Raw genomic sequence first — 22,181 nt, 5'->3', positions numbered from 1 at the left:
CCCCGGGCTGCTCCCGTAAGGTGCAGAACGCTCTGGCTGATCTGAGCATATGAGGACTCCTCGTTATATGCAAACTGCGTAGAATATGATCTGAATCGAGGGAAGCAGGACCAACGTGGCCGACAAGCGTTTTGGGACATCTGGTGCTGCCATTCCGGATCGTCTATCGAAGTCACGGCAGGATCTTCTTGCGATCATTCAGTCACACATCGAGTTGACGGGCCTGACTCTGGGCATTGATGACGCCGTTCTCGAAACAATGCTTAAAAAGGCCGGGGTCACGAAATCGGAACTCAACCGAGCGTGGCCCAGTCGACAGGAACTGCTCGACGATGCGTTCCTGGCGATGGCCGCCAAAGCGAGAGACGACCGCGCAGACACGGAGACCCTGTTGTCTACGTGGCAGTATCTGAGTTCACGAACTGGTGATCTGCTCTCACCGAGCGGCCGTCGGCAGGTTCTCGTCGATGTCATCCGCACAGCAGCGGAGTACAACTTCGGTGCGGTCACTGCAACCGGAGCATGGCGCAGCTACGCGGGGCTCTCCGCGACAATCATGTCCTTCCCTGAGACCGACAGCAGGCAGCGCACCCTTGATGCTCTCTTGGCAAGCGAAATGTCTTTCGTCGAGACGATGGAGATGTTCTATCGCAACGTGATTCCCACGGTCGGATACCGATTGAAACCCCACTTCGGTGGCGACTGGCAGCCCTTTGTCGTCACAGCCGCGGCAGTGATCGAAGGCCTCGGCCTCATCCGCGCGTCAGTTCCCGCCCTGGTCGAACGCCCGCTCGACATTCCCTCCGGCGACACTCTGGAGCCATGGTCGCTGGCTTCTCTCGGCTTTGTGGGCGTTGTCGACGCCTTCATCGAGCCCGACCCCGACTACGACCCCCACGAGGCCATCGCCCGGTTGAGCGGCGGGGTCGACGTGACTCCCTCACCCGCCGAAGACTCTCAGGCCTACTGACCTTTCAGTCCGACAGATATCCGTCTTCGGCAGCACGCCTCAAGAGGTCGTCGCGTGTCGCGACGCTGCGGCCCTGCGACTCGTACATAGCTCTGATCTGCTTGAGCGCTCCGCGCACCCGTTCGAAACGGACCCCCTCGATGAGCGCGATATCGACAGTGCTCTGGCCAGTGGCATAGAGGCGGAGCACGCGTCGCTGCCAGGCGTCCGGGCCCTGCGACACCGAAGGACGTTCCTGGGTGGGCGGGCATGTTTTGCTCGATGCGGTGTCGCCGAGCACACCGCGGGCCGCGTCGAGCAGCGCTTCGGCAGGGCGAGACTTGGGCACAAACGCGTCGGCACCGGCCGCGAGTGTGTCGGCCTCCGCCTCCGGCCCCCCGTCGGTGCTCATGACGACGACGCGCGAACCCGCTTCTCTGCACGCGGCAATCCGCTGCCTCATCGTCAACGACGACTCGATTACACGAGCCATGAGCACAACATCGGGGGGAAACGACTCGTGAGCGACCAGGGCTTCCCACGAGCCCGATACGGCGACCACCGTGAAATCCGGGGCATTCATCTCTATCCACTGAGCAAGTCCATCGATGATGAGAACGTGGTCATCGAGAAGTGCGATCGTGTGGGTGCGGGCGGTCTCGGTCATGAGATAACAGCAGTCGTGCCGAAGTTGCGGATGCGATCCATCGTCTGCCTGAACGACTGCGGGCGACCGAAGTAGTATCCCTGAGCGCTTCTCACCCCGAGTTCGACCATCACGTCGACCATGTCGGGGCTCTCGATACCCTCGACGATCATCGTGTAGTCAAGATTGTCCCCGAACCCCTGGAGAGCTTTGATCACCTCCCGCTGCCTGACGTCACCGAGGTCGTCGATCAGGCTCTTATCGATCTTCAGGATGTCCATCGGGAATCTCACGAGGGCACCGACCGACGAGTCGTCGGAACCGTAGTCGTCGAGGGCGATAATGACACCGGCATCCTGCATGATCTCGGCCTCACGTCGAAGATCGTCGGTGACAGAGCGCAGCGACCTCTCGTTCAGCTCAATGCACATCGACACGTTCGGATGCGATCCGGCGACCTCTCTGATGAAGGGGCCAAGGTGATCCTCGCTGATCTGGCCCAGCTCGAGATTGACGGTCATGCACGCGATGCTCGGTTCGACCGCATAGAACTTCTCAGCGGCATCCATTGCTTTGACGATGATCTGTCTCGTCAACTCATCCATCAATCCGAGGCTCTTGGCCCGAGCGACGAGCGACGACGGTGAGATGGGGCCGAGTTCGGGATCGATGTACCGAACGAGCGCCTCGAAGGCCCAGATACGACCCTGGTCGATGCTGACGATGGGCTGGAACGCGAGCGTCAGCCTGTCTTCGGTGATCGCACGAGCGACGATGTCGTTGGTGCGTGTCGACCGGTGCGACGCGATGCTCACACTGCTGCCCTCTGCCGGACCGCCCTGACGCCTGGAACGTTTGACCTGCAGCATGCTGCGATCGGCGTCGACGACAAGAAGCTGCGCGTCGATCTCACGGTGCCCCGAGAAAGCGAGGCCTGCGCTCACGACGGGCCTGAACTCCTGGCCATCGAGAGTCAGGGGCATGCCGATCTCGCCGATGATGGTGTCCGCGAGTTCCTTGCTCTGCGCCACGGTCTGAAGCTCTGTGAGGATGACCACGAACTCATCGCCGCCGATGCGCGACACGAAGTCCCGCACTCCGACCGACTGTCGCAGCCGCGCGGCGACGACCTTGAGAAGCTCGTCTCCGGTGTGGTGACCACGGGAGTCGTTGAGCTTCTTGAAGTTGTCGAGATCAATGAAGAGAACCGCGATGCCCGAGTGGTACGACCTGTTCTCGTTCGCCTCGATGAGTGCGGACTGAAATGCCCCGTAGTTCGGGAGGCCCGTCAGCGGATCGCTATTGGCTCGGCGTTCAAGTTTGTCGACGTCGTTCTGGATGCGCACTGTCTCGCTCGCCATATGAGCGAGCGCGGTCAGGGCCTGCTGCTCCACGCCTCCCAGCGGGAGGGCTCCCAAACGGCGTGAAGCGACGATGTATTCGTCGACGCCCGATTCGAGGCGCACACGGGAACCGATCTCACCGTGCTCGGGCGGCCGCGTGCGCACCTCGGTTTCTCCCGCCTGCAGCACCATCTTGGCGCGCAGCTCGAGTGCCTTGCGCAGGCCACCTTCCGTGGCCCAGGGAAGATCGACCGCGGCGGATACGACACCACTGAGCCGCTGATGCACTCTCCGGAATCGTGTCCACTGGCCGATAACCAGGAACAGCGTTGCAGCAAGAAGAACGACGAGTGGGCTCAGTCGATCGCCGGAGTCTCGTTCCAACCACGGAATGACCGCCGTATCGAGAGCATTCATGATCGTCGCGACCACCGCCACGAGGAGCACGACTCCCGCTACCCGCATCGGGCTCAGCGCAGACAGCCCGAAGGTCCTGTCAATGCTCCATCGACCTCGGGCTCGGATGAATTCGATGAGCAGCGCTGAGGCGAAATACGCCCCGCTCGCCAGGATGTACGCGACCAACGGCCAGACGTCGGCACGGGCGAGGTCATTGTGCACGATGACGAACGCAAACCCGCCGACGGTGCTGATTCCCACGGCATAGAGAGCTACCGCCACACTCCGCAGCACGAATATCTGAGAGATCAGTAGGCCCACGGACCAGATGGCCACACTCAGAAGGTATTCGGATTGCGGGGGCGTGATGGAAAGAAGAGTCACTGTGACTCCCAGCATGGGCAACCCGCTGACCCTGCCGGAGGGGAATCTCAAGTAGGCGCACATGACGCACCCCAGAATCGTGATCAGCTCCAGCGTCCACGAGGTGGGTAGGCCGGCAATCATGCCGGAGATCGCGTACACGACAGCAGCGACCGCGAGCACGATAAAAGGAACGACGTAGATGCGGTCGAACATCGACAGCTTAAAGCGGTTGACCATCAGCCCGGGTCTCCTCGACGCCGCGCCCTGCCCCTCAGGAAGCGAGGTGCAGTGCCTGCGCAGTGCTCTTCAGCACCTTTCGGGCCGTCGCCGGCGAGTCGGTCAATCGAGTGCCGAACGACGGGATCATCGAGCGGATCTGAGGCACCCAGCGCACGTAATCGTCAGGAAAGCACCGCTCGAGAATGTCGAGCATGATAGGTACAGCAGTGGATGCCCCGGGTGATGCCCCGAGCAGGCCCGCTATCGATCCGTCAGCTGATGCGATGACCTCGGTGCCGAACTGCAGCACTCCCCCGCGCTTCGAGTCCTTCTTCATGACCTGCACCCGCTGGCCCGCCGTGATGAGGTACCAGTCGTCGGGGTTGGCCGTCGGCATGAACTCCTGCAGAGCCGCGAACTTCTTCTTCTTGCCCGCGAGGAGCTCGCCGACGAGATACTTCATCAGATCGATGTTGTCGCGGGCCACCGCGAGCATCGGGCCAAGATTGTGCGCGCGGATCGACCCGGGCAGGTCGAACCACGAGCCCTTCTTCAAGAACTTGGGACTGAACCCCGCGTACGGTCCGAAGAGCAACGACGCCTCGCCGTCGACGACGCGGGTGTCGAGGTGTGGCACACTCATCGGCGGTGCACCCACGGCGGCCTTGCCATAGACCTTCGCTCGATGCTCCGCCACCACGGCCGGGTTGTCGGTTCGATAGAACTGCCCGCTGATCGGGAAACCGCCGAAGCCGCGAATCTCCGGAATACCGGACTTTTGAAGAAGATGCAGCGCACCGCCGCCCGCGCCGACGAAGACGAAACGGGCGTTGACCGTCGTGGGAGTCGAGCCGACCAGCTCTTTGACTGAGACATTCCACGTGCCGTCTTTCTGACGGCGAAGATTCGACACGGAGTGCTCGGTCTTGAGGCTTGCACCGCGGCTGGTGAGGAAGTCGAAGAGATGCCGCGACAGGGCGCCGAAGTCGACATCGGTGCCGGCAGTGATGCGGGTCGCAGCCACCGCCTCATTCTTCTTTCGACCGCGCATCAGGGTCGGCGCCCACTCGTAGATGACTGCGGGGTCTTCGGAGTATTCGATGCCCTCGAAGAGCGGCTCGTCGCGCAGCACTTCGTAGCGCTTGCGCAGGTACTCGACGTTCTTCTCGCCCCGCACGAACGTCATATGCGGCGTGGAATTGATGAAGGTAGACGGCTCGGGAATATCGCCGTTCTCGACGAGGAACGACCAGAACTGCCGGCTCACCTGGAACTGCTCGTTGATGGCGATGGCCTTCGACGCCTCGACCGTGCCGTCGGGCTGCTCCGGCATGTAGTTGAGCTCGCACAGTGCGGCGTGGCCCGTTCCAGCGTTGTTCCACGGGTTGGAGCTCTCACCCGCTACATCGCCCAGCCGCTCGAAGATTCTGATCGTCCAGTCGGGCTGAAGGATCGAAAGAAAAGTGCCGAGTGTGGCGCTCATGATGCCGCCACCGATCAGAACAACGTCTACGGGTCTGCCTGCTGCGCTCACATCTCCCATGATAAGGCCGCCCGCTCGTCTGGTGAGTCGAAGCGGAAGGTCACGACCAGAGCGTCGTTGACGGTGCGCGCGTCGGCCTCATCGAAGACCAGTCGCACCATCCGAAGAAAGTGAGCCAACGAGGTCGGGGCCGACGCGCCCGCCGGACGTGTGAATTCGATCCGGCCCCAGGCATCCGCCCCCCGCCGCTCAAGGGTCAGGGATTGCGTCGCCGAGGTGCCGTACTGGTCGGCCATCGCCCCGATGAGCGCCCGCAGGGCCGAGATCTGGCGCTCGTCGAGATGGGCCGCCACCCCATCGTCATCGCTGTATCGATCGACCACATCTTCGAGCGTGCCGCGTGAGATTCGGTCGACGATCGCCCGCCGCAGTTCGGACGCTAGCTCGGTCGCGCGAACGGCATCCCCCGGCTGAAGTGCCTTCGATTCATCGAGCCGGGCGAGAAAGGGCAGCACGTCGCGACGCAATGAGCCGAGCTCTCCCATGGCATCCGTCTCGGCGAGCCGGATCAGCACCCCGCTCTGGTGCTGCACCCGCTCCGCCTGCGCCTCATCTCGTGCCTTCTCGAGGCTTGCAACGAGACTGCGCGCGTATGCCGCCGACGCGAGACCGATGGCGATGCTCGGGGTGGCAGCGATCAGAGCCAGGATGCTGAGGGTCGTCGCGGTCTCCGAGCTCAGGTTCTGCAGGAACGCCAGGGAGAACGTGAGGGCGACGGCCTGCAGAGTGAACCAAACGATCTCGGTTGAGCGTCGATAGGGTCCTGCCAGCAGAAGGGCCAGTCCTAGGCAGACTGCTCCCCAGTCGTCGCGGATGAGCGTGTTCGACCCGAACTGGCTGAGTGAATCGAGCACACTCGCCAGCATCACGCCGCCTAGGAATACCTGAAACCTCGCGAAGGAGACGACGCGACCGAACGGGTTCGCGGCACGGATGAAGTACACGTAGGAGGCGGCGAGCACGAGTTGGGCAAGGATGGCCACCACCGGCAGCGAGATCTGCTCGCGACCCGTCGGAGTGAGAGACAGCGCGATCGACAGGGCCACGCTGACCACGCCCATCGCGATGGCGAACATCCGCGCCGTCACCCGGGATACCGGGTCGAGCTCGGCGGCTGTCGGCCGCGACGACGACGTCATGCGAGGCCCTTCGGCACTGAAAGAAGCACCGATGTGCCCGCCCCAGGCGTCGACCAGACGGTGGCGGATCCGCCGACCCCGAACATCCGGTCATAGACGGAGAGCCGCAGGCCGAGCCTGTCTGCGGGCGTCGCAGAAACCGTGAACCCGCGGCCGGCATCGGTAATGGTCGCCGTGACCTCATCGCCGGACGCGACGATCGCGAGTTCGGCCAGTGACACGCCGGCGTGAACGACCACATTGACGAGGCACTGCTCGATGGCGGCCACGATCGCCTCCTCCGCCGTAGCGTCGAGAGCGTCGAGCTCGTCGACATCGCCTGACACGATCACACGAAGTCCTCGCGAGCCGACCCGAGCCAGCGTGCGCGTGAGCATGCTTTCACTCGTCGACTCGATCAGACCGGGAATCGCAGCACCTCCTGTGGCGCGAAGAAGTTCATCGCTGCGCGCGAGAAGGTCTAGGTCTCGACGGATCACGGCGAGATGGCTCTCGGGGATCGGTCCCGGCCCCAGCATCGCGATGGCGTGGAGATCGCCGAGGACGGTGTCATGAAGAAGGCTCGACGCGTGGCCGAGAAGGCGAGCTTCTTCGTTGATACTCTGCTGCTCTCTGGCGGCACGGTCGAGGGCGGGCGCCTCTTGCACGGCGTTTCTACGGGCTGCCCACAGAACGATCAAGAGGAGAAAGACGGCGATGAGCGAGCCGAGCGCGGTGAAGTCGACGACGATCTCACGGCCCCCGATCGCGGTGCCGAGCACCGACGCACTCGACATAGCCACATTGGAAAGCCCGCACACGACGAGACAGGATGCAAGCGATCGCCTGCCGACGCCGGATACCGTGGCTGCGACAACGGGAAGACTGAGCACAATGCTGTCGGACTTCTGACTCGCGGCCAGCAGCGGATCGACGCTCAGAGCATAGGCGAATCCAGCGCAGCAGACGATCAACAGGGCGACGACGGTCTCCAGCGAGCCGTGTCGTCGTTGGAGGACATATGCGCCCGCCCCCAGGACCGCGAGCGACAGGACCGGCACGATCGCCCGCCCGATTCCCACCTCGCCCGCATTGACGGGATCACGGACGGAAAGCACAAAGACTATCGCCGCCACGGCAGCGAGCAGGATCGACGACAACCAGACGCTCGCATCGCTGAGGGCGCGGCTTGTGAAGACGCCTTCGGCGTCTGTTCCGAGCGACAGGGAGGTCAGGACACGAGCCCGTCTTCCGCCGCACGGCGGATGAGATCCTGCTTGGATCGGGTGGGGCGTCCCGTGGCCGCATAGTGGTCGCGGATGCGCGACAGGTTGCTCTTGACCGCCTCGAAGGGGATGCCCAGTTGCAACCCGATGTCGACCGGAGTCAAACCGTCGGCATAGAGGCGAAGCGTCTCGAGCGCGGTATCGACGAAGGCGACCGTGCTCTGCTTCTGCGACCAAGCCGTGCGCACGGCGTCGACCACCGAATCTGCGGGCGAGGATTTCGACACGAATGCCGACGCACCTGCGGCCAGCGAACTCTCACGGATCTCGTCGGTGTCGAGCGCACTGACCACCACGACGAGCGCACCGGCGGCAAGGCACGTCCGCACCCGCGTCTCGATCGAGATCGGCTCCTGCAACTGCAGATCCATCACCACCACATCGGGCGGGAATGCGGAATGCCGGATCATCTCGAACCACCCCGTGACACTGATGACGACATCAAGATCTGGGGCGTTGCTGCGCATATACATGGTGAGGCCGTCGAGCAGAAGCTCGTGGTCATCGACAATTCCGACTCTGCATGATTGCACCGTCGACTGCACTTCCACGTTCTCCCCCTGAATAGGCTCTTGCGCACAAGCAAACTCCCCCCAGAGGCGCACGGTCACCTCACACTACTCGCTCCTGGACGCGTCCGCTGGGTGCATTTCTCATGCTTACAGCCCACGTCGATCCAGCTCTTCGGACATGCGCCTGGCTATCTCGGCGTAGCCCTCGTCGTTCGGGTGAAGTCCGTCGTCAGCCATCCACTCCGGGTGGCCCTCTATCCAATGCGAGGCACCCTCGATGCTCTCGGCTCCTATCGTGCGAGCCTCATCCGCTACCCAGCCGCTGATCGTTGCCAGGCTCTGCGGTCGCTCGTCGGTGTACCAGAACGGTTCGACCACGATGATGCGCGTCTCGGGCAGAGCCCTCCGCAACGCGGCGAAGTCGGCGACGATGGCCGCATGCACCTCGTCTGCCCTCGCGGGCATCGAGAAGTTGTCGTTGAGACCCATCGTCACGAAGAGAATGTCGGGTTCGGATGCGATGACAGCGTCGACGAGGTCACCCCCGGCCGGCAGCCGGTCACGATTGTTCACGAACCCCAGGCCGTTCACACTCGGGTTGACCTCGTTCCACCCTCGATCGGCCGCGATGATGCTCGACCATCGTTTGCCCCGCTCGCTCGCACCGGTGCCCAGAGTGTACGAGTCGCCGTAAAAGGCGGCCACCGGCGCTCCTGGGATGCCGGTGTCAGCCGGAGACTCGCTCTGGGCACTGGGCCCAAGGGATGCGCGCACTACCCCTCCTCCGATAACGACCGCGAGCACAACGAGCGCGACGATCAGAATCGCCGGTCGTCGTGAGGTCATGACGGTTATTCGGGGCGGTCGACCTTCTGGATTGCGTTGCCCGCGGTCATCCGGCTGCGAGGCGAACTGCTGCGGATACCGATCCTCCGGCGGCGATCCTTCGACTGGCGCAGATCGCGACCCAGCCGTCGGTCGCCGTGATACAGGATCGTCTGCCAATCGACCGGCGCATCCGGATCGACGAGCGAACGCTGAGGCTCTTTCTTCTTCTTGCGGTCGACGTAGAGGAAGTTCAGGAATCCGAGCCACACGTCGACAGCTGAGTTCCAGAGTCCGATGTAGGCGCGTATCGCTCCGGCGGCCATGATCGCGTTGAACGCAGCAAACAGAGCGTTGCCCCAGTTCTGCAGAACGATGTCCCGATAGAGAGTGAACAACGAGAACAACACAATCACATACGGGGTGATGACATAGAGGGCGGGTGCCGCCGTGCGGTTCTTGACCTTCGGCGTTCGCACGAACGGGATCTTCTCGCCCGTGATCATCTGCTGGAACGACTTGAAGACGCCCGCAAGGTTGACGGGAAGCAGAACGAGGTTGAAGCCGTAGATGCGGAAGATGTCGCTGAAGCGGTGCCCGGCCGAGCGCAGGTCGCTTCCCATGGCGATGAAGTACGGCAGCGCGGCGAGGAACACGAAGGGGCTCAGCAGTCGACTGTCATACGGGTATGCGAGCAGGAACAGCAGCCCGAAGCTCGCCCACGCGATCGATGCCATGTAGTTGGACCGCAGCAGAATCTCGCTGAGAAGCACCCGCTCGCGGTTGAAACGACGCTCCCTCAGCTGGTCCCAGAACTTCGGAAGAATGAGAAGTCCGCCATTCGCCCAGCGACGACGCTGCACGATGAGCGAACCGAAGTCGGGAGGGGTCGCGCTGTAGCTGAGGCGCTCGGGGTAGTTCACGAGTGTCCACCCGTGGGTTCCGAGGTCGATGCTCGACTCGGTGTCCTCGATGACCGTGCGGTCCTGAATGAACGTCTTCACCTCGAAGCCGGCGACGACCTCCACCTCGACGATGTCCTCCAACGCGCGCTTGCGGATGACAGCGTTGGCGCCCACCCAGAAGGTGGCGTTGTAGTACGTCATGCCCTGGTGCAGGATGTGCTGGAGGTCGGTCGTCGCACCGGCGACACGTTCGATGCGCGTGGGTGCACCGCGGAATGCCGAATACGGCGTCTGCGTCACGGCCACCCGAGCATTCTCGGGCTGCTCGAGGAGGTAGACGAGACGCACGCAGTAGTCGCGCAGCAGTAGTGAGTCTGCGTCGAGGGTCAGCAGGTAGGTCGTGTCAGGAATGACCAGAGCGGCCGAGGCCTCGTCTTCTGCCTCACGAAGGACCACACCATCGACGGTATCCTCCGTCGTCCAGGCGCGACCCATCAGACCGATGTACGAGTTGAGGTTCATGGCCTTGTTGGCCTCGTGCGACAGCGACGCGAACTTCTTGCGTTCGAAGTAGTCGAGTTGCGCGGTGAAGATGCGCGACAGTCGGAGCGCAAGCGTGATCAGGCGGTCCGCATCGGGGTACGAGTCCTGGTCGAGAGCACCGCCCAGCGCGACAATCGTCAGTCTCAGTTCGCGGGCGAGACCCATCACGATCTGATCGACGAAGAACTCGTCGACGTGATCGCCGACCTGCTCCGTATCGGCCATCGCCTCGAGCCACTCGGCCGCCGCGACATAGTCGTCGACGAGTTTCTCTACGTCGGCGCGCGCCACCGTGTCATCGGCAGCAAAACGCTCCATGAGGTCGTCGACCGAGGCGCGAAAGCGCTCACCCGGAATTCTCAGGGCCGCATCGATCTGAGCTGCGAGCGCCCGTGTCGCCTCGAGAGTCTCGGCCTTCTCAGGATCGGTGGGGTACGGCGGGTCGTCGAGGAGCAACACGATGCGTAGGTCGGGAAACTCCTGCAGCGCTGCGGACCACAGGGTGGCGCGCACGACGTTGGTCTCTTCGGCATAGCTCGGAACGAGCACGGTGATGCCGTCGGAATACTCGGCGAAGTGGCGATCAAGCTCACCGCGAGGAACGCGAACGTGGCTTCGGAACCGGTACAACGCACCCTGGCGAGCCAGCAGATACATCAAGGCGGAGAACGTGAGAATCGTGACGACGAGGAGATAGCTCACCGCCTCGAGCGTGAAGCGGAACCCCGCACCCGGATTGTTCACGAGCTCGCGGAACACCGTCGTGATCACATAGATGATCCAGAACCCGATGGTGGCGACGATGGCGAGACGGCCCATCGTGACCGTGCGCGAGCTCGGCTTTGGGTGAACGATCGATAGCGGTTCGCTGCGCCGCTCAGAACCCCACTGCCGGCGCCGGGTCTTCGTTTCGTCGACCATGACAAATCTCCCCAGAAAAGTACTCAATACCTGCAAAGTTGACAGTCTCTCACGATTTTGTGCGAAAGTGAGTACCGATCAACATTTAGGGGAACTCTTGTCTACACGTTTTCCCGGGCGCCGCCTGTCGATAGTGCGGCTGTCCGGCGTCTTTCTCCTCATCGCGGGACTCGTCTTCTCCGGCTTTCAAGGCTGGAGATGGTTTCAGGACGCGACGAGCGTGACAACGAAGGCTTGGATGGCCGGCTACGTCGATGTCACGGCAACGCCGAGCTTCGCGTTCGAGAACCCGGCCAACTCGGCCGGCGACAACGTCGTGCTGTCGTTCGTCGTCGCATCCAAAACCGACCCCTGCAGCCCCTCCTGGGGAACGTACTACTCGATGGACGAGGCCGACCAGGCCCTCGACCTCGACCGGCGCATTGCGCGCCGCACCCAGCAGGGCGGCGACGTGATCGTGTCGTTCGGCGGGCTCCTCAACGACGAGCTGTCAACCGGCTGCACCGACCCGGACAAGCTGAAGAAGGCCTACGAGTCGGTCATCGACCGCTACTCGCTGAGAACCATCGACCTCGACATCGAGGGCACCAACCTTACCGACACCGCCTCGGACGACCGTCGCGCGACCGCGATTGCGAGCATCCAGAAAGATCGGGCCGGGACGGGCTCACCGCTGGCCGTCTGGCTCACCCTGCCCGTCGCCCCGTCGGGGCTCACGACCGACGGCACCGACGAGGTGACTCGGATGCTCGATGCCGGCGTCGACCTGGCCGGCGTCAACCTGATGACCATGGACTACGGCGACAGTCGCGAGAAGGGGCAGTCGATGCTCGACGCCTCGACGTCCGCGGCGAACGCCGTGCACGGCCAACTGCGCACGCTCTACGACCGCCAGGGCATATCGCTCGGCCCGGTCGAGCTGTGGAACAAGATCGGCCTCACGCCCATGGTCGGCCAGAACGACGTTGCCGGCGAGATCTTCACGCTCGACGACGCCAAGGCCCTCAACGCCTTCGCTGTAGAGAACGGCGTCGGCCGCGTCTCGATGTGGTCGCTGAACCGCGACACCACCTGCGGCTCGAACTATCCCGACGTCACGCGGGTGAGCGACTCGTGCAGTGGTGTCAACCAGGGCGATCTCTCGTTCGCCGCGCTCCTCGGCGACACGCTGACAGGTTCTCCCGATGCGGCGGCCGGAGCCGTCACCACATCGATTCCGACCAACAGAGAAGACCTCACCGACGACCCGGCCACCAGCCCCTATCAGATCTGGGACGCCGACTCCGCCTACCCGAAAGACACGAAGGTCGTGTGGCACCGCCAGGTGTACACAGCAAAGTACTGGACCCAGGGCGATATCCCCGACAACCCGGTGCTGCAGGCATCCGAGACGCCGTGGGAGCTCGTGGGGCCGGTCCTTCCGGGCGAGACCCCGGTTCCGGTTCCGACGCTGCCTGCCGGCACCTACCCGGCATGGCAGGGCACGAGCACCTACACCAAGGGCGATCTCGTGATGTTCGACGGCACTGCGTACGAGGCCAAGTGGTGGACCCAGGGCGACAGCCCGCAGGCATCCGGAAGCAATCAGGATGCCTCGCCGTGGCGGGCCCTCACCGCTAACGAGGTGCGCACGATCCTCGGCATTCCCACGGTAGGGGCCGGCACCGGCGGCTAGCGCCTCCGTCTGCGGTCCGGCCTGCCGTTCGGGCCGTAGACGATGATGCCGGTGACCGGGATCAGCGCGAACCATATCCAGCTGTACCCCCAGCCGAAGCCGCTGCCGGTCACGAAGAACAGGGCGAGCGAGACGAACGGCACGATGGCCATCACCGTGGCCCCGATGCGGCTCGGCTCCTTTGCCTGCGGATCCTTCCAGCCTTCGGTTGCGCTCGGGGTCGGATATTGCGCAGAGGGCGCCGCGGGCTGCGGCGCGACTCGCTCGATCTCGGGCGCGCCATAGTCGGGGATGTCGTCGGTGGGGCGCGGTTCGGCGAAGACCGTCGGCGCGGATGCGGATGCGCTCGGAGACGCCGGGGTGGATCGGGCCGCCTCACCAACAGACGCAGGGAACGTGGTGGCCGGCAGATCTTCGAACAACGGCGCGAGGTCGCCTCGGGTCACGGCAGTGCGCGCGGCCTTGCTGCGCTCGGTGAATTCGGCCTCGGTCAGACGCCCCTCGGCCACGTGCTGGCGCAGCTCCGTGACTGCACGGTCACGTTCGGCCGTACTGAGTCGATAAGTGGGATTGCCCGAGTAGTCCGGAATGCTCATACCGCCATTGTGTCAATCCGCGCCTGCGCGCGCATCCACCGAACAGCGGATGCGCGCGGCGAGGCGAGACTTAGGCGGAGACGGCGACCGAACGCTCGGCCGCAATGTACTCGGCGATCTGCACGGCGTTGAGAGCGGCGCCCTTGCGGAGGTTGTCGTTGCTGATGAAGAGCGCCAGGCCGCGACCCGCCGGTGCTCCCTCGTCGGCCCGGATGCGACCGACGTAGCTGGGGTCATTGCCCGCGGCCTGCAGCGGCGTCGGAACGTCGGAGAGCTCGACGCCCGGGGCGCCCGACAAGAGCTCGGTTGCCCGTTCCGGGCTCAGAGCCTCGGCGAATTCGGCATTGATCGAGAGCGAGTGCCCCGTGAACACGGGAACTCTCACGCAGGTGCCGCTGACGAGAAGCTCGGGCAGCTCGAGGATCTTGCGGCTCTCGTTGCGGAGCTTCTTCTCTTCATCGGTCTCGTTGAGGCCGTCATCGACGATCGAACCGGCCAGCGGGATGACATCGAAGGCGATGGGCCGCACGTAGGTCTGCGGTTCGGGCATCGACACCGCGTCACCGCGGTGCACGAGCTGCAGAAGGTCGGGGTCTGCGACGGCCGCTCGCGCCTGCCCTGCGAGTTCTTCGGCACCCTTGAGGCCGCTGCCCGACACAGCCTGGTAGGTGGAGACGATGAGCCTGGTCAGGCCGGCCTCGGCGTGCAGCACCTTGAGTACCGGCATAGCGGCCATCGTGGTGCAGTTGGGGTTGGCGATGATTCCCTTGCGCGCCTCGGCGATCGCGTGAGGGTTGACCTCGCTGACCACGAGCGGCACGTCGGGATCCATGCGCCAGGCGCTCGAGTTGTCGATCACGAGCACGCCGGCCGCGGCGAATCGGGGGGCCTGGGCACGCGATCCGGTGGCTCCGGCAGAGAAGAGGGCGATGTCGAGGCCGGTCGGGTCTGCAGTCTCGATGTCTTCGACGACGATCTGCTCCCCGCGAAACTCGAGGGTCGTGCCTGCCGAGCGGGCGGTGGCAAAGAAGCGGATGCTCGCAATCGGAAAGTCGCGTTCCTCGAGCAGACGGCGCATAACTGTGCCGACCTGTCCGGTCGCTCCGACAACGCCAACGTTCAATGCCTGTGCAGCCACGGTAAGTTCCTCAGGTGATGGGCGGCCATCTGCCGCAAACTCTTACATTACCAAGCCGCCCCGTTGCGCCCGGAGACCACAACCCCGGCTCCCCGCATGGGTGTTGCCCAAAGCGACGGATGTTGCCGGGCGACCGGCAACATCCGTCGCCCCAAGCAACATTCAGCGCCCTGTGATCCTGGGAACTCCGATACGCAGGAGGCGGCGCGCGATCTCAGGCGGGTTGCGAAGCTCGGGTGGACCCCACCGCGTCACGTCGTTGTTCTCGTCTCGAAGGTGATCCTCCCGGATCTTCTCCTCATAGATGACATCTCCGGCTCTCTCTCCGAGCTTCAACGCCTGCTTCAGGTACTTGCCGAATCCATCGAACTCCGCAATCGCCTTGTACTCGGGCCACTCATGATCGGTGTAGTAGAAGCCGCCCCTGGGATTCACGTGCTGAACCTGAAGGAGAGGCTCCGGAAAGCCAAGTTTGATGATCGCGAGCCTGCTCAGCGTTTCGCCCGCGTTGTCGGCACCGACCCTCGCGGCATCGATGGCTCGCCTGGCCCGCGCGCGGCCGTTCGTGCGCGGCGAGCGGAGCAGCGCTTCGATGAGCTGTTCTCGCGTCAGAACATGTCGGCCCGCGCGCTTCTCATACAGGGTGAGGTCGATCGCGGCGACGGCAATGGGGAACGGCATGGTGCGCGCCAGGTCGATCGTCGTGCGCTCGAGGCTTGTGACGAGCACTCCGTTGCGCTCGACGACATCGCCATCATCCACCCGCTGACGATGAACCACCACACCGTTCTTGCTGCGCGCGTATGAGCTCTGGCCGACGATCACGTGCACCTCTGCGGGCCACGCACGGTCGGCCAGCGGAAGGCCCCAGATCGCGGCTGCCGAGACGTGGCCGAAGACCGGATGCCGATGGGTCGAGTCGACGGCGAGGACATTCGCGAGTTGACGGGAGTGCGTGTCGAGGCCGGCCTATGAGTCTGCAGCCACGTAGACACCTCGACGAAGCCGACGCGTGTCGGTGCCCGCAGAGCGTTGAAGCTGCCGGAGAGTATCAGGATCGAGATCGCGCGCGAGAAGGAGGTCGGTCGCTCGAGGCCTACGGGATGTCGGGGCTGTCATGCCTCCCAGAATGAACGGAGCCGAGAGCGCGAGAACTGCACTCAGACCCAAGAGTGCACAAGCCTGAGCAGCACCGACCGGTTGAGGAGTGGCTCATTCACTCGATCGGCTAGAGGCGAGTGTTGCCGAACGCGACGGATGTTGCCGGGCGACCGGCAACATCCGTCGCCCCGGGCAACATCATTCGTGGCGAACGGGTCGGGCTAGCGGCCCGTTCCTCCGTGCACGACCGCCTCGGTGTCGCCGTCGAGGCCGAAGGCCGTGTGCACCACGCGCAGGGCGTCGTTGATGGTGTCGGCTCGGGTCACGACCGAGATGCGGATCTCACTCGTGGAGATCATCTCGATGTTGATTCCGGCCTCGTAGAGGGCGGTGAACAGGCGTGCCGAGACACCGGCGTTCGTTCGCATGCCGGCACCGACGAGCGCGAGCTTGCCGATCTGGTCGTCATACTGCAGGCCGACGAAGCCCACGTCGCTCTGGTCGGCGCGCAGGGCGGTGAGAACCGTCTGCCCCTCGGTCTTCGGAAGCGTGAAGGAGATGTCGGTGAGACCCGTCGACGCGGCCGACACGTTCTGAACGATCATGTCGATGTTGGCACCCGTTTTGGCGACGAGGTTGAAGATCTGGGCCGCCTTGCCCGGGATATCGGGGACTCCGACGACGGTGATCTTGGCTTCGCCCAGGTCTGTCGCGACTCCGGCGATGAGTGGCTCTTCCACGGCGTTCTCGCTCTCTGTGGGGAGACCCTCCGCGGGGTTCTCCGATGGGTTGTAGACGATGGTGCCCTCGTTGTTGTTGAACGAGGAGCGCACGTGCAGGGTGACTCCGTGGCGACGGGCGTATTCGACGGCTCGGATGTAGAGCACCTTGGCGCCGTTGGCCGCCAGCTCGAGCATCTCTTCGCTGGTGATGCGGTCGATCTTCTTGGCCTTGGGAACGACTCGGGGATCGGCCGTGAAGATGCCGTCGACGTCGGTGTAGATCTCGCACACGTCGGCGTCGAGGGCCGCGGCAAGCGCGACGGCGGTCGTGTCGGAGCCGCCCCGACCGAGTGTTGTGATGTCTTTGGTGTCGCGGTTGAAACCCTGGAAACCCGCCACGATCGCGATCGCGCCCTCGTCGAGCGCTTCACGAAGCCGCACCGGCGTGACATCGACGATGCGCGCCGAGCCGTGCCGGGCATCCGTGATCATGCCGGCCTGGCTGCCGGTGAACGAGCGTGCCTCGTGACCCAGGCTCTTGATGGCCATGGCCAGCAGCGCCATGGAGATTCGCTCGCCCGCGCTCAGCAGCATGTCGAGCTCGCGCGGCGCCGGCATCGGTGTAACGGCGTGGGCCAGGTCGAGCAGTTCGTCTGTGGTGTCGCCCATCGCGGAGACAGCGACGACGACCTCGTTGCCCGCCTTGCGCGTCTCGACGATGCGCTTGGCGACACGCTTGATGCTCTCGGCGTCGGAAACCGATGATCCGCCGTACTTCTGCACGATCAAGCTCACGTAAACACTCCTGAAATGACGAGGATGGGCCCAGCGTGCAATCTTAGCGGGCAGGCGGGGTCATGCTTTGGCCTTGTCGTAGCTGTCGACCACGGCGACCGTCACCGGGAACTGCACCGGTACGGACCCGAACAGCAGCCTGCCCGCGCTTTCGGCTGCCGCGCGCACCTCTGTGGCGACCGCCTCAGCGAGCGCGGCGGGCGTGTGCACCACGATCTCATCGTGCAGAAAGAAGACGAGGTGGGGTCGTTCACGAAGGGTGGCCTCAGGGTCGAGCAGCGCCAGTCGGCGGCGGAGTCCGGCCATCCATGCCAGCGCCCACTCCGCTGCGGTGCCCTGCACAACGAAGTTGCGGGTGAAACGGCCCCAGCTTCGCCTCGCAGTCTTCGCCCGGGCCTGCACTGCCTCGCTCGCGCCCTCCTGTCGAGCGTCGTCTTGCAGCTCGCGCCACTCGTCTGACGGCCGCGGAGACGTGCGACCCAGGTGGGTCGACACCACGGCGCCGCTCTCTCCCAGCCGCGCTGCCTCTTCGACGAACCGGATGGCATCCGGGTAGGCCCGCTCCAGCCGGGGAAGCATGCGGCCGCTCTCGCCCGTGGTTCCGCCGTACATGGCGCCGAGCATTCCGACCTTGGCGTGTGCGCGCGTGTCGACGGCACCGGATGCGACGATGCCGTCGTAGAGATCGCGGTCGCGCCCCGCCACGGCCATGGCGCGATCGCCTGACATGGCGGTGAGGATGCGTGGCTCAAGTTGCGCGGCGTCGGCGACCACGAACATCCACCCCGGGTCTGCGATGACGGCGCCTCTGACCTGGTGGGGCAGTTGCAGCGCTCCTCCGCCATCGGCCGCCCAGCGGCCGGTAACGACTCCGCCGGGCACGTAAACGGGGCGGAATCGCCCGCCCTCGACCCAGGTGTCGATCCAGTTCCACCCGTTGGCCGTGAGCAGCCGAGACAGCTTCTTGTAGGCCAGCAGCGGCTCGATGACCGGATGCTCGTGGCGAGCGAGTTCCCATCGGTTCGTGCTCGAGACATCGACTCCAGCGCGGCGTAGCGACTTGACCAGCTCGACGGGCGAATCCGGGTTCGCGGCCGGGTCATTGATCGCGGCGCGGATCTCGAGAAGCAGCTCGTGCATGCGGGCAGGCCGCTGCCCCAGCGGCGGTCGCTGCCCCAGCAGCTCGACCAGAAGCTCGTTGTGCCGGGACGCGTTCCACGGCAGGCCGGCGAACTGCATCTCGATCGCGATGAGGCTGCCGGCGGACTCCGCCGCGAGTAGCAGCGACAAGCGGTTGGGATCGGCCGCACCTGCCACGGCTGCGCGCTGCAGACGGAACTCTTCGACGGGGTCTGCGCCCGCGGCATCGTCACGACCGCGCTGCACGCCGAGGTCGAACAGGGTGTCGGTTTCGCCGTGTTCAGCCCAGCTGCTCGGCTCGTCCCACGATGAGGGCGGCGCGAGGGCGAGCTCTGACTCTGCAGATGCGGCGGCATTGCGCAAGATGGTGTGGCACAGACGCAGGTCGACGCAGCGTTCGACCTCGACCTCGGACTCGAGCAGCGCCGGGTACCAGCGCCGAGTGTCGTCCCAGACCCAGCGCGGCGACTGCTCTTCACGCCGGGCGACGGCGTGCGGAAGTTCGTCGCGCGAGACTGTTTCAGGCTGACCGAGAAGCCTGCCCGCCTCGTCGAGCTCGGTGAGCGTCACGGCCTCGTCTCCGGCAGCGCCGGGAGCTGCACGTCCCGTATATGCACTGACCGCGATGTGCACGATCAGCTCTCGACGAGCCGACGCCCCTCGAAGGCACGGCCGAGTGTGACTTCGTCGGCGTACTCGAGATCGCCGCCGACCGGAAGACCGGATGCCAGGCGAGTGACGCGGATCTGAAGCGTATTGAGCAGGCGCGAGAGGTAGGTGGCCGTGGCTTCGCCCTCGAGGTTGGGATCGGTGGCGATGATGACCTCGGTGATGTTGACGTCGGCCAACCGCTGCATGAGTTCACGGATGCGCAGATTGTCTGGACCGATGCCATCGATCGGGCTGATAGCGCCGCCGAGCACGTGATAGAGCCCTCTGAACTCTCTGGTGCGCTCGATCGCGACGACGTCTTTGGCCTCTTCGACCACACAGATCACGGTCTGCTGGCGGCGAGGATCGCGGCAGATCGAGCAGGTCTCTTGCTCTGACACGTTTCCGCAGATCGAGCAGAAGTGCACCTTGTCGCGCACCTCGATGAGCACCTCGGCGAGCCGGGTGACGTCGAATGACTCCGTCTGCAAAATGTGGAACGCGATGCGCTGCGCCGACTTCGGGCCGATGCCCGGAAGCCTGCCCAACTCGTCGATGAGCTCTTGGACGATGCCTTCGTACACTTAGCCGTCGCTTCTCTGCGGGTTGCGGGGAGCCACGGGCTGCTCCTCGATGAAATTGGCGCCCAGGATCTCGCGAACGACGGCTTCGCCGTAGCGTTGACGACCGGAATCGGTGGTTGCGGCAGGCGCCGGGCGGGCCTGCGGTGTCTCGGGGCGACCTCGGGTGAAGGTGGGCGTGGGTACGGCCGGAGCGGCTTGCTCGGGGGCCTGCGCAGCAGCAGCCGGCGCGGGCCTGAACACGGGCTCCCGGAAATCGGGTTCAGGTTCGCGATCTTCTTCGGGCACGGGCTCGGCCGCAGGATCTGACTGCGGGATGGCGACGACGGCCCAGGAGCTGGTGACCTCGGCGGGCTTCTGTGGCGCGCGCGCCGGCTCGGGGCGTGACGCCGGCTCGCGTACCACGGCGGGTTCGGATGCGGATGCCGCCGTGGGTGGGGACTCGGGCGACCGGGCCGAGTTGGCCTGGGGTGCGGCAGAGGCCACCGGTTGCTCGACGCGAGCGATGTATTTGACGCGCACACCCAGCAGGTCGAGGATCGCCTGCCGCAAGATCTCGCTGACGCCCTGACCTGGAGCCTGCTGCTGCCTGAACTGGTTGACGTCATTCTCGCTGGGGAACTCGAGGGTGAGGACGTCGTTCTCGAACGCCCGCACTGTCGCGGTGAACGCGACCAACCATGCGCTGCGCTTGGTCTTCTGCACCGCATCGAGGATCTCGGGCCAGGTGTCTCGAACCTGCGCCAGAGTAACCGGCCCCGCCTGAACCGCAGGCTGCGCAGGCGCAGCGGGCTCGATGTGTGGCGGCGAAGCGACAACCGGCGCTGCCTCGGGAGTCGGGTCTGCACCGGAAGGGGCTGGCGCTGCGGCCATCTGCTGCCCCGTGGTCGTGGGAGCGGCCTCAGCGACGGCGACAGGCACGGGTTCAGCAGCCGGAGCCGGAACCGGAGCGGCACGCTGAACGGGCGCCGCGGCCCGAGGCGCATCGGCCGTCTCGACTCCGACTCGGCGCTCGAGGCGTTCGATACGGGCGAGCGATCCGCGCTCGGTGTCGTCGCTGGCGGGAACGAGAACTCGGGCCACCATCAGCTCTAGGTGCAGACGAGGGCTGGTTGCCCCGGTCATCTCGGTGAGAGCGGCGTTGACGATGTCGGCCGTGCGCGAGAGTTCAGCGTGGCCGAACTGCTGCGCCTGGTGGTGCATGGCCTGCAGTTCATCGGTGGGAACGCCTCGTAAGACGGCACCGGCTGCCTCGATGCTGGTCGTGGCGCTGACGATGATGATGTCGCGCAGGCGCTCGAGCAGGTCTTCGACGAAACGACGGGGGTCTTGGCCGGTCTGGATGACCCGGTCGACAGCGCCGAACGCTGCCGCCGCGTCGCGCACGCCGATGGCATCGATCACCTCGCCGAGAAGAGCGGAGTGCGTGTAACCGAGCAGGGCGACTGCCCGTTCGTATTCGACGGTGTTGTTCTCCGAGCCCGCCATGAGCTGGTCGAGCAGGGAGAGGGTGTCACGCGGAGAACCGCCGCCGGCACGCACGACGAGCGGCAGCACACCGGGCGCGACCTGCATGCCCTCGCTGTCGCACAGCTGCTGCACATATTCGAGCAGTTGGGCAGGAGGCACGAGGCGGAAGGGGTAGTGATGCGTGCGTGAGCGGATGGTGCCGATGACCTTGTCGGGCTCGGTCGTGGCGAAGATGAACTTGACGTGCTCCGGCGGCTCTTCGACGATCTTCAGCAGGGCGTTGAAGCCCTGCGGCGTGACCATGTGCGCCTCGTCGAGAATGAAGATCTTGAAGCGGTCGCGGGCGGGGGCAAAGACCGCCCGCTCGCGAATGTCGCGCGCATCGTCGACACCATTGTGGCTCGCGGCGTCGATCTCGACGACGTCGAGCGAACCCCCGCCGTCGCGACCGAGTTCGACGCAGCTGGGGCAGACGCCGCACGGGGTATCTGTCGGCCCCTCGGCGCAGTTGAGGCAGCGAGCGAGAATGCGTGCCGAGGTTGTCTTGCCGCAGCCGCGTGGGCCCGAGAAGAGATAGGCGTGGTTGACCCTGTTGGTACGAAGGGCCGTCATAAGCGGATCGGTCACCTGCGACTGTCCGATCATCTCGGAGAACGCCTCAGGTCGATAGCGGCGGTAGAGAGCGGTGACCATGCAGCAATCGTAACGGTCGCCGCTGACACCGTGCCCGTCGCATC

General features: G+C 64.8%; 17 protein-coding genes. 2 read left to right on the top strand and 15 right to left on the bottom strand.

Annotated features, from left to right (window positions below; all coding sequences use genetic code 11):
- Window positions 1–259 precede the first annotated feature (259 nt).
- Complete coding sequence (locus TZ00_RS11045; protein WP_238579662.1) at window positions 260–970, top strand: hypothetical protein; 711 nt, start codon at window positions 260–262, stop codon at window positions 968–970.
- Window positions 971–974: 4 nt separating this feature from the next.
- Here TZ00_RS11045 and TZ00_RS11040 read toward each other — a convergent pair whose 3' ends face one another.
- The 8 genes from TZ00_RS11040 to TZ00_RS11005 all read right to left on the bottom strand — a co-directional run bounded on the left by TZ00_RS11040 (window position 975) and on the right by TZ00_RS11005 (window position 11,575).
- The gene (locus TZ00_RS11040; RefSeq protein WP_044441726.1) at window positions 975–1,616 is read right to left on the bottom strand and encodes a response regulator; all 642 of its coding nucleotides are present in this window, start codon (window positions 1,614–1,616) and stop codon (window positions 975–977) included.
- Complete coding sequence (locus tag TZ00_RS18915; protein ID WP_052521494.1) at window positions 1,613–3,940, bottom strand: EAL domain-containing protein; 2,328 nt, start codon at window positions 3,938–3,940, stop codon at window positions 1,613–1,615. Before TZ00_RS18915 ends, TZ00_RS11040 begins: the two co-directional genes overlap by 4 nt.
- Before the next feature lie 34 nt (window positions 3,941–3,974).
- Window positions 3,975–5,465, bottom strand: a complete 1,491-nt coding sequence (locus TZ00_RS11030) for a malate:quinone oxidoreductase (RefSeq protein ID WP_044441724.1) — start codon at window positions 5,463–5,465, stop codon at window positions 3,975–3,977.
- On the bottom strand, window positions 5,453–6,604 hold the full coding sequence (locus tag TZ00_RS11025; RefSeq protein WP_044441723.1) for a hypothetical protein: 1,152 nt from the start codon (window positions 6,602–6,604) through the stop codon (window positions 5,453–5,455). Before TZ00_RS11025 ends, TZ00_RS11030 begins: the two co-directional genes overlap by 13 nt.
- Window positions 6,601–7,701, bottom strand: a complete 1,101-nt coding sequence (locus TZ00_RS11020) for a sensor histidine kinase (RefSeq protein WP_152631171.1) — start codon at window positions 7,699–7,701, stop codon at window positions 6,601–6,603. Before TZ00_RS11020 ends, TZ00_RS11025 begins: the two co-directional genes overlap by 4 nt.
- Window positions 7,702–7,814: 113 nt before the next feature.
- The gene (locus tag TZ00_RS11015; protein WP_052521493.1) at window positions 7,815–8,420 is read right to left on the bottom strand and encodes a response regulator transcription factor; all 606 of its coding nucleotides are present in this window, start codon (window positions 8,418–8,420) and stop codon (window positions 7,815–7,817) included.
- Between the two features lie 108 nt (window positions 8,421–8,528).
- Window positions 8,529–9,227, bottom strand: coding sequence for an SGNH/GDSL hydrolase family protein (locus TZ00_RS11010; RefSeq protein ID WP_044441721.1), 699 nt, complete (start codon window positions 9,225–9,227; stop codon window positions 8,529–8,531).
- A 5-nt stretch (window positions 9,228–9,232) separates the two neighbouring features.
- On the bottom strand, window positions 9,233–11,575 hold the full coding sequence (locus tag TZ00_RS11005) for a glycosyltransferase family 2 protein (protein WP_084606059.1): 2,343 nt from the start codon (window positions 11,573–11,575) through the stop codon (window positions 9,233–9,235).
- Window positions 11,576–11,672: 97 nt separating this feature from the next.
- Here TZ00_RS11005 and TZ00_RS11000 point away from each other — a divergent pair, with 97 nt between their 5' ends.
- Window positions 11,673–13,250 carry a carbohydrate-binding protein gene (locus tag TZ00_RS11000; RefSeq protein WP_052521492.1) on the top strand — a complete coding sequence of 526 codons (1,578 nt, stop codon included), beginning with the start codon at window positions 11,673–11,675 and terminating at the stop codon, window positions 13,248–13,250.
- Here TZ00_RS11000 and TZ00_RS20130 read toward each other — a convergent pair.
- The 7 genes from TZ00_RS20130 to TZ00_RS10965 form a co-directional block, all read right to left on the bottom strand.
- On the bottom strand, window positions 13,247–13,846 hold the full coding sequence (locus tag TZ00_RS20130) for a DUF1707 SHOCT-like domain-containing protein (RefSeq protein WP_044441718.1): 600 nt from the start codon (window positions 13,844–13,846) through the stop codon (window positions 13,247–13,249). The two genes, TZ00_RS11000 and TZ00_RS20130, sit on opposite strands and share 4 nt — an antisense overlap.
- Window positions 13,847–13,916: 70 nt before the next feature.
- Window positions 13,917–14,984, bottom strand: coding sequence for an aspartate-semialdehyde dehydrogenase (locus TZ00_RS10990; protein WP_044441717.1), 1,068 nt, complete (start codon window positions 14,982–14,984; stop codon window positions 13,917–13,919).
- 162 nt (window positions 14,985–15,146) lie between these two features.
- Window positions 15,147–15,809, bottom strand: a complete 663-nt coding sequence (locus TZ00_RS10985; protein ID WP_152631170.1) for a hypothetical protein — start codon at window positions 15,807–15,809, stop codon at window positions 15,147–15,149.
- A 497-nt stretch (window positions 15,810–16,306) separates the two neighbouring features.
- Window positions 16,307–17,602 (bottom strand): aspartate kinase, encoded by a 1,296-nt coding sequence (locus TZ00_RS10980; protein WP_044441715.1) that lies wholly within the window; start codon window positions 17,600–17,602, stop codon window positions 16,307–16,309.
- A 60-nt stretch (window positions 17,603–17,662) separates the two neighbouring features.
- Entirely contained in the window at window positions 17,663–19,369 is a 1,707-nt protein-coding gene (locus TZ00_RS10975) for a bifunctional 3'-5' exonuclease/DNA polymerase (protein WP_044441958.1), read from the bottom strand.
- An 8-nt stretch (window positions 19,370–19,377) separates the two neighbouring features.
- Window positions 19,378–19,977: a recombination mediator RecR gene (gene recR / locus TZ00_RS10970; RefSeq protein ID WP_044441714.1), complete on the bottom strand. Its 600-nt coding sequence runs from the start codon at window positions 19,975–19,977 to the stop codon at window positions 19,378–19,380.
- On the bottom strand, window positions 19,978–22,137 hold the full coding sequence (locus tag TZ00_RS10965) for a DNA polymerase III subunit gamma and tau (protein ID WP_044441712.1): 2,160 nt from the start codon (window positions 22,135–22,137) through the stop codon (window positions 19,978–19,980). It abuts the gene before it with no gap.
- Window positions 22,138–22,181: the final 44 nt, after the last annotated feature.

Origin of the sequence: Agreia bicolorata (assembly GCF_000938265.1) — a bacterium.
GTDB lineage: Bacteria > Actinomycetota > Actinomycetes > Actinomycetales > Microbacteriaceae > Agreia > Agreia bicolorata.
This window is presented reverse-complemented; position numbering and strand designations above follow the sequence as displayed.

Excerpts from the sequence above, each read along its gene's own strand:
- TZ00_RS11045 (WP_238579662.1), top strand. The coding sequence starts at position 260 with ATGCTTAAAAAGGCCGGGGTCACGAAATCGGAACTCAACCGAGCGTGG.
- TZ00_RS11040 (WP_044441726.1), bottom strand. The coding sequence starts at position 1,616 with ATGACCGAGACCGCCCGCACCCACACGATCGCACTTCTCGATGACCAC.
- TZ00_RS18915 (WP_052521494.1), bottom strand. The coding sequence starts at position 3,940 with ATGGTCAACCGCTTTAAGCTGTCGATGTTCGACCGCATCTACGTCGTT.
- TZ00_RS11030 (WP_044441724.1), bottom strand. The coding sequence starts at position 5,465 with ATGGGAGATGTGAGCGCAGCAGGCAGACCCGTAGACGTTGTTCTGATC.
- TZ00_RS11025 (WP_044441723.1), bottom strand. The coding sequence starts at position 6,604 with ATGACGTCGTCGTCGCGGCCGACAGCCGCCGAGCTCGACCCGGTATCC.
- TZ00_RS11010 (WP_044441721.1), bottom strand. The coding sequence starts at position 9,227 with ATGACCTCACGACGACCGGCGATTCTGATCGTCGCGCTCGTTGTGCTC.
- TZ00_RS11005 (WP_084606059.1), bottom strand. The coding sequence starts at position 11,575 with ATGGTCGACGAAACGAAGACCCGGCGCCGGCAGTGGGGTTCTGAGCGG.
- TZ00_RS20130 (WP_044441718.1), bottom strand. The coding sequence starts at position 13,846 with ATGAGCATTCCGGACTACTCGGGCAATCCCACTTATCGACTCAGTACG.
- TZ00_RS10965 (WP_044441712.1), bottom strand. The coding sequence starts at position 22,137 with ATGGTCACCGCTCTCTACCGCCGCTATCGACCTGAGGCGTTCTCCGAG.